The organism is Paracoccus sp. SMMA_5_TC (genome assembly GCF_009696685.2).
GTDB lineage: Bacteria > Pseudomonadota > Alphaproteobacteria > Rhodobacterales > Rhodobacteraceae > Paracoccus.
Genome location: NZ_CP102355.1, coordinates 1,863,204 through 1,880,421, shown reverse-complemented (window position 1 = coordinate 1,880,421; position 17,218 = coordinate 1,863,204). Strand labels below are relative to the sequence as shown.

Annotated in this window: 16 protein-coding genes; 9 read left to right on the top strand and 7 right to left on the bottom strand. The window is 65.0% G+C overall.

The window, feature by feature from the left end; translation table 11 throughout:
- Positions 1 to 229: 229 nt before the first annotated feature.
- Positions 230 to 454 (top strand): hypothetical protein, encoded by a 225-nt coding sequence (locus tag GB880_RS09690; RefSeq protein ID WP_154493675.1) that lies wholly within the window; start codon positions 230 to 232, stop codon positions 452 to 454.
- A gap of 60 nt (positions 455 to 514) precedes the next feature.
- The gene (locus tag GB880_RS09685) at positions 515 to 733 is read left to right on the top strand and encodes a hypothetical protein (RefSeq protein ID WP_154493674.1); all 219 of its coding nucleotides are present in this window, start codon (positions 515 to 517) and stop codon (positions 731 to 733) included.
- Positions 734 to 1,039: 306 nt separating this feature from the next.
- On the opposite strand, the gene groL is transcribed toward GB880_RS09685, so the two are convergent.
- A complete protein-coding gene (groL, locus tag GB880_RS09680; RefSeq protein ID WP_154493673.1) occupies positions 1,040 to 2,656 on the bottom strand; it encodes a chaperonin GroEL in 1,617 nt (538 codons plus the stop codon).
- Positions 2,657 to 2,938: 282 nt separating this feature from the next.
- Complete coding sequence (locus GB880_RS09675; RefSeq protein WP_154550628.1) at positions 2,939 to 3,637, bottom strand: hypothetical protein; 699 nt, start codon at positions 3,635 to 3,637, stop codon at positions 2,939 to 2,941.
- Positions 3,638 to 3,884: 247 nt separating this feature from the next.
- Here GB880_RS09675 and GB880_RS09670 point away from each other — a divergent pair, with 247 nt between their 5' ends.
- From GB880_RS09670 to GB880_RS09640, 7 genes are all read left to right on the top strand, one after another.
- Positions 3,885 to 5,081, top strand: a complete 1,197-nt coding sequence (locus GB880_RS09670) for an IS256 family transposase (RefSeq protein WP_154493671.1) — start codon at positions 3,885 to 3,887, stop codon at positions 5,079 to 5,081.
- Between the two features lie 509 nt (positions 5,082 to 5,590).
- The gene (locus tag GB880_RS09665) at positions 5,591 to 5,767 is read left to right on the top strand and encodes a hypothetical protein (protein ID WP_154493670.1); all 177 of its coding nucleotides are present in this window, start codon (positions 5,591 to 5,593) and stop codon (positions 5,765 to 5,767) included.
- A gap of 80 nt (positions 5,768 to 5,847) precedes the next feature.
- Positions 5,848 to 6,438 (top strand): pseudouridine synthase, encoded by a 591-nt coding sequence (locus GB880_RS09660; protein WP_154493681.1) that lies wholly within the window; start codon positions 5,848 to 5,850, stop codon positions 6,436 to 6,438.
- 85 nt (positions 6,439 to 6,523) lie between these two features.
- Positions 6,524 to 7,255: a spermidine synthase gene (locus GB880_RS09655; RefSeq protein ID WP_154493669.1), complete on the top strand. Its 732-nt coding sequence runs from the start codon at positions 6,524 to 6,526 to the stop codon at positions 7,253 to 7,255.
- Positions 7,252 to 7,944 carry a class I SAM-dependent methyltransferase gene (locus GB880_RS09650; RefSeq protein WP_154493668.1) on the top strand — a complete coding sequence of 231 codons (693 nt, stop codon included), beginning with the start codon at positions 7,252 to 7,254 and terminating at the stop codon, positions 7,942 to 7,944. Before GB880_RS09655 ends, GB880_RS09650 begins: the two co-directional genes overlap by 4 nt.
- On the top strand, positions 7,941 to 8,564 hold the full coding sequence (locus GB880_RS09645) for a methyltransferase domain-containing protein (RefSeq protein ID WP_154493667.1): 624 nt from the start codon (positions 7,941 to 7,943) through the stop codon (positions 8,562 to 8,564). The genes GB880_RS09650 and GB880_RS09645 overlap by 4 nt, the downstream gene beginning before the upstream one ends.
- A 26-nt stretch (positions 8,565 to 8,590) precedes the next feature.
- The gene (locus tag GB880_RS09640; RefSeq protein WP_154493666.1) at positions 8,591 to 10,657 is read left to right on the top strand and encodes a HelD family protein; all 2,067 of its coding nucleotides are present in this window, start codon (positions 8,591 to 8,593) and stop codon (positions 10,655 to 10,657) included.
- A gap of 192 nt (positions 10,658 to 10,849) precedes the next feature.
- On the opposite strand, the gene GB880_RS09630 is transcribed toward GB880_RS09640, so the two are convergent.
- From GB880_RS09630 to GB880_RS09610, 5 genes are all read right to left on the bottom strand, one after another.
- On the bottom strand, positions 10,850 to 11,107 hold the full coding sequence (locus tag GB880_RS09630) for a hypothetical protein (RefSeq protein WP_263467098.1): 258 nt from the start codon (positions 11,105 to 11,107) through the stop codon (positions 10,850 to 10,852).
- Complete coding sequence (locus GB880_RS09625; RefSeq protein ID WP_154493664.1) at positions 11,104 to 11,778, bottom strand: YcbK family protein; 675 nt, start codon at positions 11,776 to 11,778, stop codon at positions 11,104 to 11,106. Before GB880_RS09625 ends, GB880_RS09630 begins: the two co-directional genes overlap by 4 nt.
- Before the next feature lie 73 nt (positions 11,779 to 11,851).
- The gene (locus tag GB880_RS09620; RefSeq protein WP_068282935.1) at positions 11,852 to 12,139 is read right to left on the bottom strand and encodes a DUF6127 family protein; all 288 of its coding nucleotides are present in this window, start codon (positions 12,137 to 12,139) and stop codon (positions 11,852 to 11,854) included.
- A 19-nt stretch (positions 12,140 to 12,158) separates the two neighbouring features.
- Complete coding sequence (locus tag GB880_RS09615; RefSeq protein ID WP_154550629.1) at positions 12,159 to 13,235, bottom strand: DUF2793 domain-containing protein; 1,077 nt, start codon at positions 13,233 to 13,235, stop codon at positions 12,159 to 12,161.
- 10 nt (positions 13,236 to 13,245) lie between these two features.
- On the bottom strand, positions 13,246 to 17,211 hold the full coding sequence (locus GB880_RS09610; RefSeq protein WP_263467097.1) for a baseplate multidomain protein megatron: 3,966 nt from the start codon (positions 17,209 to 17,211) through the stop codon (positions 13,246 to 13,248).
- Between the last annotated feature and the right edge of the window lie 7 nt (positions 17,212 to 17,218).

Genomic DNA, 17,218 nt, shown 5'->3' with positions numbered 1-17,218 from the left:
AGATAGGGCGGTTTTCTGCGAAAGGCTATAGCCCGATGTGACCTGCCGGGCTCGCTGGACAGCTGGCCACGGCGATGCTAAATCAACATGGTGCTTGATGTGCTGTGCCTCGCTCGCTCGTCACCGCTCCTCCGCACCCCCGCAACCACTGCTGATGCATGGTCCGCAAGCGTAAGCTTGCTGGAAGCGCGGGAGAGGACTGAGAACCCTGTGAAGTGAGGTGGCCCCTTTGTTCATCCAGCTGAAACTGCATCGCGATGTGAGCCGGAAAACGGCGGCGCAACTTCGGGGTTACCTTGCCGATTTCGGAGCCGGGCCACACCGGATCTTCTGGCGAGACGACGGTGCAGTTATTGAAGTGGAGCATGCGGACGACGTGCAGCTTCTTCGTTCCGAATTTCCCAACATTGTTTCTCATGAGAATGAAGACAGGCAGACCGGATTTCCCTGGTGAGGTCGCTCCGCGCCGACATCTCGGGCTTCACGGTAAGCGATTTTGTACGAAGGAGTGAACATGAACGAGCGTCTCATCGCCCTGGAGTGGCTGGATGATCTGACGCACCACGATCCCCACTCACCGGTGGAAATCAGATTGCCGAGCGGCCGGTCCGTTGTCGTAATTTCCAAGGACGGATATGATAGCCGGGAGCAACTGGCGATCAGCTACCTTGAGCAGGAAGCTCCGACCAGCGATGAACTGCGGGCACTTTTTGTTAGAATGAAATCCGAATAGCCCGGCAATTGAAAGCGCCTGAGATGTCGAACTATGCTGGACTTCGTTGCCCGGGCTGCGACAGCGACAAGCTGCGGATGCTCACAAATTTCTGGGTCACTTTGACGCCGACAGGCGTGGCGCTCGACTCATTGCCCCCTGTCGAGGCACATTCGCCGGTCCAATGCACCGATTGCGGGTGGGACGGTGCCGCGCAGCACCTGGCCGTCGAAGAGACAGCAGCCGGTTATTAGATCGTTCTTAAAGCCTCTGTTTACCGGAGGCGCGCAGTGCGCCCACCGGAATCCGAATTTACATCATCCCGAACTACGAGATTTGGGACCTGTTTTCGGGATCGCTTTCCTCGACGTGATCGGCAATCATCGTTTGCGTGGTGATCAGTAGTCCGGCAACGGATGCTGCGTTCTGCAGGGCCGTTCGAACGACTTTGGCCGGATCGATGATGCCAAAGCTGAACATGTCGCCATACGTGCCTGACTGCGCATCGAAACCGAAACTGCTGTCGGCCACTTCACGGATCTTGCCGGCTACGAAAGCGCCGTCCTGCCCCGCATTGTCGACAATTTGTCTGAGCGGAGCCTCCAGCGCACGTCTCACGATCGCGATGCCGGCGTTCTGATCGCTGTTCTCACCGCTCAAGTCGTCGAGGATTCGCGCCGCGTGCGCCAGGCTGACACCTCCGCCCACGACGATGCCTTCCTGAACGGCCGCTCGGGTTGCGTTCAGCGCGTCATCAACGCGGTCCTTGCGTTCCTTCACTTCAGTTTCGGTCATGCCGCCGACGCGGATCACCGCAACGCCACCGGCCAGCTTGGCCAAACGCTCCTGCAGCTTCTCCTTGTCATAGTCGGAGGTGGTTTCCTCGATATCCTGGCGGATTTGCGCCACGCGCGCTTCGATCCCGGCCTTTTCACCAAGCCCGTCCACGATTGTGGTCTCGTCCTTGGTAATGGCGACCTTCCTGGCCTTGCCAAGCATGTCCATGCCGACATTCTCCAGCTTCATGCCGAGATCCTCGGAGATCACCTGACCGCCAGCCAGGATGGCGATGTCCTGCAGCATGGCCTTGCGGCGATCACCGAAGCCCGGCGCCTTGACGGCGGCTACCTTCAAGCCACCGCGAAGCTTGTTGACCACGAGGGTGGCCAGCGCCTCGCCCTCGACATCTTCGGCGATGATCAGCAGTGGTTTCTGGCTCTGGATCACCTGCTCGAGCAGCGGCACCATCGGCTGCAGCGATGACAGCTTCTTCTCGTGCAGCAGGATGAGGCAGTCATCGAGCTCGGTGATCATCTTGTCCGAGTTGGTTACGAAGTAGGGGCTGAGGTAACCGCGGTCGAACTGCATCCCCTCAACCACTTCGGTCTCGGTCGTCAGGCCCTTGTTCTCCTCGACGGTGATGACGCCCTCATTGCCGACCTTTTCCATCGCGTCGGCGATCTGGCGGCCGATTTCGGCCTCGCCGTTGGCCGAGATGGTGCCGATCTGCGCAATCTCGGCGCTGCCGCTTACCGGGCGGGCGGCGGACTTGATCGCTTCAGCGGCCGTCTTTGCAGCCAGATCGATGCCGCGTTTCAGATCCATCGGGTTCATGCCCGCCGTCACAGCCTTGATACCTTCACGAATGATGGCCTGCGCGAGGACGGTCGCCGTCGTCGTGCCGTCGCCGGCCTCGTCATTGGTGCGCGAAGCCGCTTCCTTCACCATCTGCGCGCCCATGTTCTCGAACTTGTCCTCAAGCTCGATTTCCCGCGCGACGGTCACGCCATCCTTGGTGATGCGCGGTGCGCCGAAGCTTTTCTCGAGCACCACGTTGCGCCCTCTGGGGCCCATCGTGACCTTCACCGCATCGGCAAGCATGTTGACGCCACGCAGCATGCGGTCGCGGGCATCGGTATCAAATCTCACGTCTTTCGCAGCCATGATCTCTCTCCTGAACAATGTTCGAGCTGTTGCCAGCTCCCTTCAGGATCGCGCGATCACTCCGTCCGAGGATATCGCTCTCCAGTTTTCTTTGTGGCCGGATGTCCTGGCAATCCAACCTGGACGTCGCGGCTCGTGCGGGGATGATCGTCCAAGCCTGAGCCAAAGACACAGGGCCGATGCGGATGCTCCAGCCGTGCTGGCACTCGCGACCAACGAGTGCCAATACTCGTGGACTAAGGATTCCGTCGACGAATGTCAAACCGACCGATTCAGGGGTGGTCAGGCAAGCGCCCCTTGCGCGCCGGCTCGCCGCTCCCAGGCAACGTGATCCATGAGCGTCTCGCGAAACTCCGGGTGCAGGCAAAGCCGTTCGTCCCTGACTTCGGGATCGAGCCCGACTCGGCAGAGAAACACAGGCGTATCAACCGGTATTTCCTTGCCATTCACGATGGCTGTCACGGGGGCGATGAAATGCAGGATGCTGCGGCACAGGCGCGTATAGAACTTCTCGACCGCGCCGACCTCCACCTCGCCGAGAAGCCCTGCAAGCTCGGACCGGGTGCAGCCGACATCTGCCGCATGTGCGTGCCGGATCAGCATCCAGGCTTCGCTGTCGGAAAAATCCAGGTGCTCCAAAGCTTCGTCGAATTCGGCTCGCAATGGCACCTTCACGTCACAGACTGGATCCACGCGCCGTGCAGCAAGAGATGCCTGATCGGCTTCGTCGAGCTTTCGGATCAGCGCATCGATAGCCTCTTCGGGCGAGTCGGCTGCTGTCTCGGCGATCAGGCGCATCTTCTTTGTCGGAGGCTTGCGAAATGCTCGTGCCTTGAAGTCGCCGCCAAGCCGACCGGCCTTGATGCGGAAGCGACCGTGTTCTCTCTCAATGATGGCTGTCATCGACATATCTCCGTTTTTGCGGAGCATATGAGCGTAGCGGCAGCGCACGAGATTGGGCACAAACCAGCGCCGCGACATGCTCTCCATGTTATTGCTTTTGCAGGCCTGATGCCAAACTCATCGCCGACGCACAAGTGTCTATAGGCGTCCGGGTCGTCGTGGGAGCACTTGGCGCCCTTGGCAGTGTCCCGGGTGGTGGTGTAGGAGGCCGCGCGCGGAGCCCCCGGCGTAGCGCAGCGCGCGGCCGGCGGTGACGCTGTCGGTCATCGCCGATCTTCGGAGGAGTTTTGGGTTGCGAGACCTTGAACCGACAACGGAGACGACGATGACCGAAGAGAGAATGGCGCTGATCGAGCTGGTTGAGAAGCAGGCTGACGGCGATCTTGTTCGCGAGATGCTGGCCTTCGCGGCCGAGCGGATCATGGAAGCCGAGGTGGAGGCGCGGACCGGTGCGGCCAAGGGTGCGCGTTCACCGATGCGGGAAGCGCAGCGCAACGGATACCGCGACCGCGATTGGGATACCCGCGCTGGCCGGATCGCGCTGGAGATCCCCAAACTACGGAAGGGCAGCTATTTCCCCAGCTTCCTCGAGCCTCGCCGCACCGCCGAGAAGGCGCTGATGGCCGTGATCCAGGAAGCCTACGTTCATGGCGTGTCGACGCGGTCGGTCGATGATCTGGTCAAGGCCATGGGCGCAGGCGGCATGTCGAAGAGCCAGGTCAGCCGCCTCTGCGCCGAGATCGACGAGCGGGTGAACGCGTTCCTGACCCGGCCGCTCGAGGGCGCGTGGCCCTATCTCTGGCTGGATGCGACATACCTCAAGGTCCGGGAAGGCGGGCGCATCATCAGCAAGGCCGTGATAATTGCGGTGGCGGTCAACGAGGACGGCAAGCGCGAGGTCCTGGGCGTCGCCACCGGCCCGTCCGAAGCCGAGACGTTCTGGACCGAGTTCCTGCGCAGCCTTGCGGACCGCGGCCTGCGCGGCGTGAAGCTGGTGATCGCAGACGATCACAAGGGCCTGCGGGCTGCCGCGCGCCGCGTCTTCAACGCAACCCACCAGAGGTGCCGCATTCACTGGATGCGCAACGCCTTGACCTACGCCCCGGCCAAGCAGCGCACCGCGGTGGCGGCGATGCTGAAGACGATCTTCGCGCAGGAAACCAAGACCGACGCCGAGGCCCAGTGGGAGATCGTGGCCGACGCCCTGCGCGAAAGGCAGCCCAAGCTTGGCGCCCTGATGGACAGCTCCCGCGACGACGTGCTGGCCTGCATGTCCTTCCCACGCGAGCACTGGACCCAGATCGCAAGCACGAACCCGCTGGAAAGGGTGAACCGCGAGGTCAAGCGCCGCTCGGACGTCATCGGCATCTTCCCAAACGACGAAGCCATCATCCGCCTCGTCGGCGCGCTGATGCTGGAGACCAACGACGAATGGGCAGTCGCCCGACGCTACATGTCGCTTGAAACGCTCGCCCGCGTGACCGACAATCCCACCGTCAGGCTGCCCGCCGTGGCCACCTGATCATGCCCTGACCTCTCCGAGGGTCGGCGCTCCTACACCACGCCGTGGGACACTGCCGCGCCCTCCCGCAGATGGCTTGCACCTCCAGCTGTATTCTGTCTCTTTTGATACCATGCAAGATTCCGAACCCGAGACCCGGCATGAGCGGTATCTGCCGATCCTGTTGACGGCGCTGGAAGCCCTCGATGCGCGGGCGACGAACTCGAAGCAAGGTGTGCAGGCGCTACCAGAGGCAGTGTGTTTGCACCCCCTGCTGGAGGTTTGGCTTGATGAATTCCTGTGCTCGGTATGCCACCCAGCTAACGCCCGAGCGCCTCGCGCACGCGTTTCGGCGGCAATCAACCGCATCGAGACCGGAGATTTCGGATGGTGCCGCCAGTGTGACAAATTCATAGGGCTTGGCCTGCTCGACAGGGATCCGCTGCGCGAACTCTGTCGGCGGTGCGAAGCTTGAGAGCGGCGAAGAGACCGAAAAGGATCGCCTGAAGTTTCCAATCAAGGAGGACGCATTGAAAAAGAAGAAACATCTGGATAACCTGCTCGAACGCATTTCAATCGCCCGGCCAGACGCATCGAATGAGACCATTCGCAATCTTGCACCTGATTTGCGTGACCTCGGCGATGAAGCTCTCGAGAAATTGGTCACGCCTATTCGAAACCGTCTCGCTGCGACCAGAAAAACCTGAGCGATGCCTTGCGGAGACCCACTAACAAAGGAAAAGCTCCGGCTGCCGCAAACGAAGCCAGCCTCGGCCAGCAGCGCACGCTGATTATCTTCAACAAGCCTTTCGGGGTGCTGCCGCAGTTCGGCGACCGTGGAACGGTATCGCCGCGGCCGACGCTGTCGGCGTTCATCGACTTGCCCGGAGTATATCCTGCGGGGCGTCTGGATCGTGACAGCGAGGGATTGATGGTTCTGACCGATGACGGGCGACTGCAGTCGGTTATCGCGGACCCTCGGCACAAGCTGCCCAAGACTTACCTCGTTCAGGTCGAAGGCGTGCCCGACGACGACGCGCTCGACCGCTTGCGCAAGGGCCTCATGTTGAAGGACGGGCAGACGCTGCCTGCGCGGGTTCGGCGGATTGATGCACCTGCGCTCTGGCCGCGCGATCCCCCTGTCCGCTTTCGCAAAAGCGTGCCGGACCGATGGCTGGAACTGATCATAGAGGAGGGGCGGAACCGGCAGGTTCGTCGCATGACAGCGGCGATTGGCCATCCGACGCTGCGGCTTGTGCGCTGGTGCGTCGGGCCATGGACACTCAGGGCGCTCCAGCCGGGCGCATGGCGATCAGCCGACATCCCCGATGCCCTCCTCAGGCGGGCCCGGTCGAAGATGCGCGGCGGGAGGCCATAGTTGAATCTTCCACTCAAACCATGGATAAGACCGCATCCCGACAGGATCCAGAGAAAGGCGGCAGGGCCCTTCGTGGCCCGTTCCCATGAGCCATTTGTTTGAAGAACTCGATTACAGCATAACGCCGATCGGCGCGCTGAGCCTTCGGCGGCGGCGCGATCTGCGGCTTGGCGTGGATGTCTTCGAGATCATGCTCGGCGAGGAATTCCTGATGACCAGCCATTTCACCGCCTCCGAGGTTGCCCTCGGGCGGCTGGGGGTAGCGGCCTGTCAGCGTGCGGCGCTCGATGTCGTGGTCGGCGGGCTGGGGCTGGGCTATACGGCGCAAGCGGTGCTGGAACACACAGACGTCAGCGAACTTCTGGTCATCGAGTTCCTTGCGCCGGTGATCGAGTGGCATGAAACCGGCATCCTGCCCATGGGCCGCGCGCTGCCCAACGACCCGCGCTGCCGGCTGGTGCAGGGTGATTTCTTCGCCACGGCCGCGAGCGAGGGCGGTTTCGATGCAGGCCGGCCGGGCCGTCTGTTCGATGCGGTGCTGGTGGATATCGACCACACGCCCGAGTTGCTTCTGAATGCGCGCAGCGACAGCTTCTACCAACCGGCTGGCCTGACGGCTGTGCGCCGGCACCTTAAGCCCGATGGCATCTTCGGGCTCTGGTCGAACGACCCGACGGATCAGCGGTTCCTGGATCGTCTCGCACAGGCGTTTCCCGAGGCTTGGGCCGAGCCGGTGACCTTCCACAATCCGCTGACTGACCGGCCCTTCACCCAGACGGTCTATCTGGCGCGCAATGGCAGCGAGGCCCGGGCATGACGCTGATCGCGGCGAGCCGGCCCGATGCCCATTCCGGGGGCAGCTGCCCGGTCTGTGGCGCAGCGGCGACCGCGCATTTTCTACGGGTACAAGATCGGGACTACTGGCGCTGCGCTGACTGCGAGGCACGCTATCTAGCGCCCGTTCAGCGCCCGCTGCGCGACGAGGAATACACCCACTACCTTCACCACGAGAACGACCCCGACGATCCGCGCTATCGCCGTTTCCTTTCGAAGCTGTCGGAACCCCTGCTTGCGCGGCTCGCGCCCCGTTCGCGCGGGCTAGATTATGGCTGCGGACCCGGCCCTGCGCTGGCGGCGATGCTGCACGAGGCGGGGCACGAGGTCGCGCTTTACGACCCTTTCTTTGCCCCTGATCCCTCGCCTTTGTCCGAAACCTACGACTTCGTCACATGCACCGAGGTGGCCGAGCATTTTCACGATCCACGCACCGAATTCTCCCGGCTGAGCGCGCTGGTCCGCCCCGGCGGTTGGCTGGCGGTGATGACCTGTTTCCAGACCGACGACGCCCGCTTCGGGGACTGGCATTATCGCAAGGACCCCACCCATGTGGTGTTCTACCGTGAGGCCACCTTCCGGCATCTGGCGCATGGCTGGGGCTGGCGCTGCGAGGTTGCGGTCAAGGATGTCGTCCTGATGCAGCGGCCAGCCGCACTGGGGGGCGCATGACGACCTGGCTGCACGAACAGAGGCTTGAAGCCGCGCGGGCCGAGGTTCTGAACGCTGGCGCGGAAAGCGTGCTGGATCTGGGCTGTGGCGATGGCGATCTTTTCGTCTGCCTCGCTACAGAACCGGGGTTGCGCCGTCTTGTAGGGATCGACATCTGCGCTGCGTCGCTGGAGCGGCTGCAGGGCAGGCTCGACGAGCATCTCGTGAGGGTAGGCAACATAGAATTGCAACGGGCATCGATGACCGAAGGCCACCCCGCGCTGACAGGGTTCGACTGCGCGGTTCTGATCGAAACGATTGAGCATATCGACCCCTCGCATCTCTCGCAGCTGGAGCGAGCGATCTTCGGCCAGATGAGGCCCCGCACAATTGTCATCACCACCCCGAACGCCGAGTTCAACCCGCTTCTCGGCGTGCCGCCACACCGCTTTCGCCATCCCGATCACCGTTTCGAATGGTCGCGCGCCCGGTTTTGCGGTTGGGGACGGCGCGTGGCCGCGGCTTGGCGCTACGACGTGCGATTTCGCGATATAGCCGGCGCCCATCCCGACCTTGGCGGAGCTAGCCAGATGGCAGTCTTCCGCCAGCAAGCTGACAACAGTGACCAGGTCGCTGCATGACCCCCACCAAGACCAGATAAACGCCCATGACCGACACCAAACAGCAAGAACAGTCTCGCCTGACCGATTGCCTGGACAGGATCGACGCCAACCTGAGGGTGATCGGTTCGCGCCTGTTCGACTATCAGCGCGATATCCAAGCCGCCCATGACCACATGTGGGAAGCGCGGCGCGACATGGACCATATCGACAAGATAGGCATGCGCCAGTCGATCGACCAGATGATGCGGTCCTCGGACGTGCTGCGCGCGCAGGCGAAAAAGTTGGAGAAGCTGCGCAAGTCACCCTATTTCGGGCGCTTCGATTTCCGCCGCGCGGATCGCAACGAAACAGCCGCCTACTATGTCGGCATCCACGACTTTCGTGACGAGGAAACGCAGGAGCCCTGGGTCTATGACTGGCGCGCGCCAGTCTCGTCGCTGTTCTACGACTTCGAGACCGGCCCGGCCCGCTATGAGGCACCCTCAGGCACGATTCCCGGCGAGATTGACCTGAAACGGCAGTTCCGTATCCGCGACAGCGCGATGGAGTTCATGCTCGACGTCAGTGTGAACATCGTCGACGACGTGCTGCAGGACACTCTGGCGCAGGCCAGCGACGATGGCATGAAGAACATCGTCGCCACGATCCAGCGCGACCAGAACGCGATCATCCGCGACGCCGAGGCGCACACGCTGATCATCCAGGGCGTCGCCGGATCGGGCAAGACCTCGATCGCGCTGCACCGGATCGCGTTCCTGCTCTACCGCTTCAAGGACACGCTCAGCTCGAGCGACATCCTGATCATCTCGCCCAACCGGGTCTTTGCCGACTACATTGGCAACGTGCTGCCGGAGCTGGGCGAAGAAACCGTCCCCGAGATCGGGATGGAAACGCTGGCCGCGCAGATCCTGGGCAACAAGGTTCGGTTTCAGACCTTCTTCGAGCAGACCGCCCTGCTGCTGGAAAGCGACGACGACGCGACAAAGGAGCGAATTCGGGCCAAGGCTGCGCCCGAGTTCCTGCGCCAGATCGAGGCTTATGCCCGGCATCTGGAAAAATCCGCATTTCAGCCCGAGGATGTCGTGGTGCGTAAGCGTCCGCTTCCGGGATTCGTGTTCGAGACCACGTGGGGGCGGCTCAAGCATCTCGATATCGCCGAACGCATCGTCGCCACCGGAAACGCGGTCATCGAACAGTTCGAGGCGCAGTACCGCGTCGACCTGCGCAAGGAGGAACGCGCGGTGATCCGCACGGCGGTGCGCGGAATGGTCAACCGCACGACGTTACGCAAGGCCTACAAGGAGTTCTTCGACTGGATCGATCGACCGGACCTGTTCAGGCCGACAGGCGGCAAGCTCGAATACGCCGACGTTTTTCCGTTGATCTACCTGAAGATTCTGACCGAGGGCGTCGAGAATCCCTATGCCGGGGTCAAGCATCTCTTGGTGGATGAGATGCAGGATTATACGCCCGTGCACTATGCGGTGCTGGCGCGACTGTTCAAATGCCGCAAGACCATCCTTGGCGACGCGACCCAATCGGTGAACCCGTACAGCGCCTCGACGCCCGAACGGATCGAACAGGTGCTCGACGGCGCCTGGCGCGTCACGCTGAACAAGAGCTATCGCTCGACCTGGGAGATCATGCAGTTTGCACTGAGGATCGCGCCCAACCCGGACCTCGTCGCGATGGAGCGGCACGGGCCTGCGCCCTCCCTGTTGGTCGTCAATACCCAGAAAGAGGCCGTGGCGCGCATCAGGGCTGCCGTCGAGGAGTTCCGCACCTCGGATCATACCAGCCTCGCCCTGCTGGCCAAGACGCAAGGCCAGGCGAAGCGCCTGCACAAGGCGCTGGCGGAGGCGGGTATCGAGGCACGGCTACTCGAGGAGGGCAGCACAGGGTTTTCCACCGGTGTCCTCATATGCACCCCGCATCTGGCCAAAGGGCTAGAGTTCGACCGGGTGATCATCCCCGACGCCAGCGAGGCTGTCTTCTCCACCAAGATGGATCGCAACCTGCTCTACGTCGCCTGCACCCGCGCCATGCACCGGCTGGATCTCATTGCCGTTGGAGCACCGTCGCAGCTGATACCTCTCGTGGAAAACCCGTAGGCAACTGCGGGTTTGCTGCGGAGCACCCGCTCTTAGCTGCACACCCGTGCTTGATCCCGCATCACAGCGTAGTCACTCAGCATCTCGACAACGGCTGATCCGTGCGGCAGCCGGGACAGCTCCTCAGCTGCGCGTGCCTGGAACTCCCGGCTGTAATCGACCACGGGCGGACATGTCCCAACGGCGCGCCCGTCAGAACTCACCGTCGCGCAGCCGCTCAGCAAGCTGGTCACGATCGCGAGGGCGGCGAGCCGCAGCCTCCAGCATCTGGCGTTGGACATCATTGGCCTTCTCCGTGGTCTCAAGGCGTTCGGCGAGGCGTCCCGCTCGCTCGCCGGACCGCCGAAGCGAAAGCAGAAACAGGAGCACGGCGAGGGTGATGGCGCCGTAGCGCAGCGCCGCCCGCACCCACGGGCTGGCGGCAATCCTGCCGAGCAAGACGGGGATCACCGCCGCCCCTGGCGCCAGTCATCGAGCCGGGCGTAGATTGTGACCGCGATCCCCCCGAGAGCGACGGCGATGAACACCCAGCGCAGCGTGTCGAGATACGGCACAAGCGGCAGGATGGCGGATTGGGTCTCGGCGAGGACGCTCTGCGCCACCTCGACACCAGCAGCACCCAGCGTCGCCACTCCGGCCGCGCCTCCACCCTTCATGGTGCGGCTGTCAGCCAGCACCTCGCGCGCGGGCGGCGTTTCAGCTGCAAATGCCGTCGCCCGGACCGGGAACCGCTCTCCCCACTGACGCGCGGGGCCAAGGTCGACATGGATGAACCCTGATCGCGGGTAGAACCCGAAGCCGAGGAACCCGACCGCGCGCGCTGCCGCCTCGAAGGCCACCGGGTCGTGGTTCGCCATGGCGATGTCGAAGGCGGCGCCGTCGAGGTGCTTGGAGCGGGTCGCGCCGCCCACGGCGCGATTGTGCTCGGGGCTGCGATAGGCCGAGCGGACGATCAGCGGCTTGCCCAGCCGGTCACGCAACGCCTGCAGCCTGTCGAGGGCGGGTTCGTTGACCAGCAGCTTGCCGGTGCCCCGGCAGGCGATCTCGGCTGGGCTGAAATTCCGCCAGCGCCATGCGCTCTCCGGAACGTCGCGCCAATGGCGATGGAATGTCGTGGTCATGGGGTCCTCCGAAACGAAGAAACCCGCCTCGAGGGCGGGTGATTGCGGGCTGATGAATGGGGATGGGGCGCGGCTACGGGCTGCCACCGAAGATCTTGAGCTTGATGGCGATGCCGGCCAGCAGCGCCAGCATGACGCCGGTGGTGATCATGCGGACGGCGGTCTGCATCGCGGTGCGGCGGACCAGTCGGATGCAATCGACGAGCGAGCGGAGATCGCGGATGTCGAGCGCGGCCTCGTCGCCGTCGAGACCGACATCGGCGAGCGCGCGCTTGGCGCCTTCCTCGGCGGCCCGCGTCAGGATCGCCTCGAACTCGGCGTCGGGCATGCGCACGAAGCCGTCGGATCGGGGTGGTGTCATCGGATCCTCCTTCCGCCGCTCATCCGATCTTGCAGCCCCAGAAGGACGTGTGATCGGCCGCGAAGTAGCCGTCCGCGACCCGGAAATACCCCTGCAGCTCGACGGTATCGCCCGCGGTGAGCGGCACCATGGTCTGCAGCCAGATCGCGGTGGCGAGCGAGACATGGGTGGCGGAGATCTCGCCGACGGAGCCGCGGATTTCCGTGGTTCCGTTCAGCACCAGCCGCCCCCGCATGCGCGCGGTCGTGCTGGCGTTGACCTTGTACATGAGCGTCGCGCCGAAGAGGTAGGTGCCGTCGACGGGCGCCACGAAGTGGTTGTTCGTGGCATCGAAGGCGCCCTGATCGTTGTAGTCGGTGTTGTTGAGGCCGATCTTCGTCCAGGTCCCGACGCCGACATAGTTGTCGTAGTTGGTATACGCCTTGAAGCGCGGCAGCCGGGGCTGGTCGACGATGCCGGTGGCGTTGTCCACGCTGAGCCCGTCGAAGAAGGTGCTGCCGTCGGCGGAGACTGCGAGCCTGAACCTGTCGGAGCCGAAGAGCCCCACCAGCGCCTTGGTGACGAAGCCTGTCTGGAGCGTCAGGCCGAGATCGTCGCCCGCCGCCTCCTTGTTCATGGTGTAGAACAGATCGCCGGTCCCGCCTTCGGCCACGGTCTTCGCCGTCCAGAGCGCGGCGTTCAGCTTGGCCGAGAACGGGTTCGATGCATCCGCCGTCGTGCCGACCCCGAGCAGCGCCATATTCTGCAACTCGCTCGGCGTGGTGCCGACCCAGCCCGCGCCATCGAAAACCAGCAGCAGACGCTCGTCCTCGACCCATGCCCTCCAGCCTGTGCGTGGCGGCAGGCGCAGCCAGGCGCCATCGGTCCAGAGCGCGACGTTCAGGTCCCAGCCCGCCCAGTCGCCCGTCGCGCCGGAGCCTATGATGTAGCGGTCGCCGTCCGCGGGGCTCGCCGGGGGCGCTGCCAGATCGCGATCCAGAACCGAGAGCTGGACGAGCCCGTCGAGGATCCGCAGCGCCTCGTTATGGGTGACGTGCTTCTGGGCCTGCGCCGCGAGGATGTAGGGCAGCAGGAGATGGGTCGTGGCGTCGGACATGGGATGGCCTTCAGAGTATCAGCGTGACGGTCTTGGGCGCGCCCCGCCCGACGAGGGCGGAGAGCTGAAAAATGCGGATGTCGAGCGCGTCGCCGGGGCCGAGCGGCCCGCCCCAATCGTCGGTCTGCTGGGCGGCGGTGTAGATCGCGCTGGTCGTGGTCGCGCTCAGCACCCGCCTCACGGTGGCACCGTCGAGGATCTCCACCTCGTAGGCGTCCAGTTCCTCGGTCAGTGGCACCTCAAGCCCGCCCCAGCTGTCGGCCGCGAGGGCTCGGGACCGGCGTGTCCAGCGGATCGTCAGATCGCCCGGCGCCCGCGGCCTGCGCCACGGCTGCCCCACATGGACAACAGAGAACGGACGGAGCCCGATGCCCGCAGGCGTGAAGGCCTGTGCGACATAGGTCTCGTCGCTGACCGGACGGCTTGCGGGGCCGATGCGCCAGTTCCACGGGATACCGAGATCGGCCTCGGCGATCGGCAGGGACGCCAGCGCGGTGTCCAGCACCACGACCCGCGCCCCCGCAGGCGCCGGATTACCCATCGCGCCCTCGGTGCCGCGCTGACCGCGCAGGAGACGTGTCAGCCGATACCGGCCGGGCGCGAGCAGCTCCGCCGCGCCCGCCTGCACGATCTCCCAGACGCCGGACGTGCTTTCGATGGCCAGCGCATTGGCGCCGCCGAACAGCGTCAGGTCGGTGACGCTTTCCAGCGTGCCGGTCAGCATATCGACCACCAGCGTATTGCCGAGGTCGAAGCGCGACGTCGGCCCCGCGAAGAAGTCGGAGACCAGAGCCCCGATCCGGGCGCGGCTGCCGAACGCGGTCAGCAACTCGAAGCCATCGGTCGAGGGGCTGCGGAACACCGCCATCTCGCCCGGCCAAGGTACCGCATGCGCGGCGACCAACGGCCGATGCGCGGGCTGGTCCTCGGTCAGCTGCGGCAGGTCCATCAGCACCGCATCCGGCGCGCCGAACACCACGGCGCGCGTCAGCGACGCCGCGCGGGGATCGCCGGGCGGCAGATCGTAGGTCGCCCGGTCCTGGCACACCGCCTCGATGCCGCGCGCCTCGGCGTCGGCGATGGAGACGAGCCGCAGGTCGACCAGCCGACCATCGTGGGCGAGCCGGATCGCATCGGCCGGATCGAGCGCCAAGCGAGACGGCGGCAGACGGAACGCCGCCGTCTCGCGGCCCACCCACGCCTCCATCAGCGCGCGGCGGCAGCGGCGCTCGGCCTCCTCGGGCGGCACCGCCATCGGGAAAGACTCGGAGGCGATCCGGGTCGTCTCCACCGTGATGCGCCGCGCCTCGACGAGGGCGGCGTCGTAATCCTCGTCCGCCCGCGCCACCTGCCACTTCAGCGCCTGCGGCAGTTCGGTCTCCTGGCCGCGGGTCAACTCGAGAATGTCTCCTTCACGTCCGGCGACCAGATCGTCCGGAGCAAGGGTCGCGACGGAGGCCCGGCCGCGCATGACGAAGCGGATCACACCCTCGGTCTCGACGGCGTCGAAGCCGAAGTGGCGCGACAGCGTCGTGATGGAGGCGCGCGGGCTTTCGAGCGCCGTGATGGCGTAACCCTCCACCGCGCCCCAGAGCCCCGTGACATCGATACGGTCTTCCGGTAGCCCCGCCCGCAGGCAGAGGTGCCGGACCAGAGCAGCGAGCGACACCGCGCCGAGCCGCCCGGTCAGCCAGTGCCCCAGCCGCCAGTTCGCCCCGTCCGTCCAGACGTCGGTCAGCGCCGGAAAGAACGGGTACGGCCGCGCGTCCCATGTCCAGGCGGCGCATTCGGGCACATGCACCATCCGACCGCCATAGACGGAGGACAGCGGGTTGTTCGCGGCATCGCCCCACCAGAGATACGTCGCCTCGAGATAGGCGCGCTGGATCGCGTCATCGCGCCAGCCCCGCGAGAAATGCGGCGTGAAGCTCTCCGACGACTTCGGGTCGAAGAAGACGTTCGGCTGGTTCGTGCCCCGGTCGATGGCCGGGCAGCCGAGCTCGGTGAACCAGATCGGCTTGGATTGCGGCGCCCACGCCGTCGGAGTCCCGCTCTCCACCCCGCCCGGGCGGTCGTAATGCGCGTTCGACCACCAGGCGCACAGATCCTTGTAGCGGAACACCCACGGCTTGGCCGCGCCGCCATCCGTGATGGGGGTGCGGACCTGCGCGGATCGATCGGCCGCGCTGGCGTAGAACCAGTCGAAGCCTTCGCCGCCCGCGATGTTCCCCTGCAGGTAGGCCCGGTCGTAGATCGCGGGCCAGCCCTCGGCTGCATCGAGATGCTCGAACCCGTCCCGCCAGTCCGACAGTGGCATGTAATTGTCGATCCCGACGAAATCGATCTCCGGATCGGCCCAGAGCGGATCGAGGTGAAAGAACACATCGCCCGAACCGTCGCCCGGCTGGTGCCCGAAATACTCCGACCAGTCCGCGGCATAGCCGATCTTTGTCCCGGACCCGAGGATCGAGCGGACATCCGCGAGCAGGTCCCGATAGGCCTGCACCGCCGGGTAGGTGCTGGCGCCCGAGCGGATCGTCGTCAGCCCCGGCATCTCGGTGCCGATCAGGAAGGCGTCGACCCCGCCCGCCGCCGCGCAGAGATGGGCGTAGTGCAGCACCATGCGCCGCAGGCCCCAGTCGCCGGGCGTGCCGGTCCACGAAACCGACTGACCCGAGACGCTGAAGCTGGCGGGCGTGGCCGCGCCGAACAGCGCCGCCACCTGCGCGGCGGCCGTGGCGGTCTTGTCCACGGTCCCTGCGAACCCCGCCGCGGGAGAACAGGTGATCCGTCCTCGCCAGGGAAAAACGGGCTGGCCGGTCTCGGCGGCGTTATCGGAATACGGGTTTGGCAGGCTGTTGCCGGGCGGCACGTCCATCAGGATGAACGGATAGAAGGTGACCCGCAGCCCGCGGGCCTTCATCTCCTGGATCGCCTGCACCACGGCGAAGTCGGACGGCGTGCCGCCATAGACCGGGCGATCCTGGTCGTCGCGGCTGACGAGGAAGGCGCTGGCGCGGCTGACGCCATTCACCGACCATGTGGCGGGCGTGGTCGACTTGGCCGTCACCTCGACGCCCGGCCGCACCTTGCACGATCCCGCGCGCAGATCGTCGCCGAACCAGGCGACCACCAGCGATACGCTCTCGACCGCCGGAGCCATCGCCTGCAGCCGGTCCAGCGCTTCCACCATGTTCGTGGAGTCTGCGAGCGCGTTCAGGTTCTCCGGCACCGTCGCGCCGCCATCGGTCTTGCAGATGGCCTGCGTCGCATAGGTGAACTCCCCGGAGGCCGGGATCATGGTGACGGCGCGGGTCAGCCCCTCGGCGGTGTCCGGATCGGCCAGCGGCCGGAACACCTCGAAGGACAGCTGCGGCAGGCGGTTGCCGAAGGTCGAGAGCGCGAGTTCCTCGAAGACCACATAGGCCGTGCCGCGATAGGCGGGCGTGTTGGCCGCGCCCATCCTGGCCGCGATGAACGGATCGGGACCTTGAGCCTCACTGCCGGGATACCAGCGCCAGGTAACGCCGGAGAGGTCCATCGGCTTGCCGTCGGCCCAGATGCGTCCGATGCCGGTGATCGGGCCCTCGCACAAGGCGACGGCGAAGCTCGCGTAGTAGAGATACTCGGTCGTCTTGACCTTGCCGCCCCCGCCGCCCTTGCCGCCGCCTTGCGTGGTGGTCTTGGTCTCCTCGCGGAAATCGGTCGCCCAGATGATGTTGCCGCCCATCCGCATGCGACCGTAGAGCCGGGGGATCACCGCGCCTTCGCTGGCCGAGGTGATGCGGAGCGTGTCGAGCCGCGCGCCCTCGATGCGTTGCATCGGCGCCAGCGACGAGATGATCCAGCTGTCGACGACCGAGCCGATGGTCGAGCCGATGAAGCCGCCGATGGTCGCGGCGCTGACGCCGAGGATCGCGCCGCCGATCGAACCGCCGATGGCAGCGCCAGCGGCACCGAGAACGAGGGTGGCCATGTCGGGG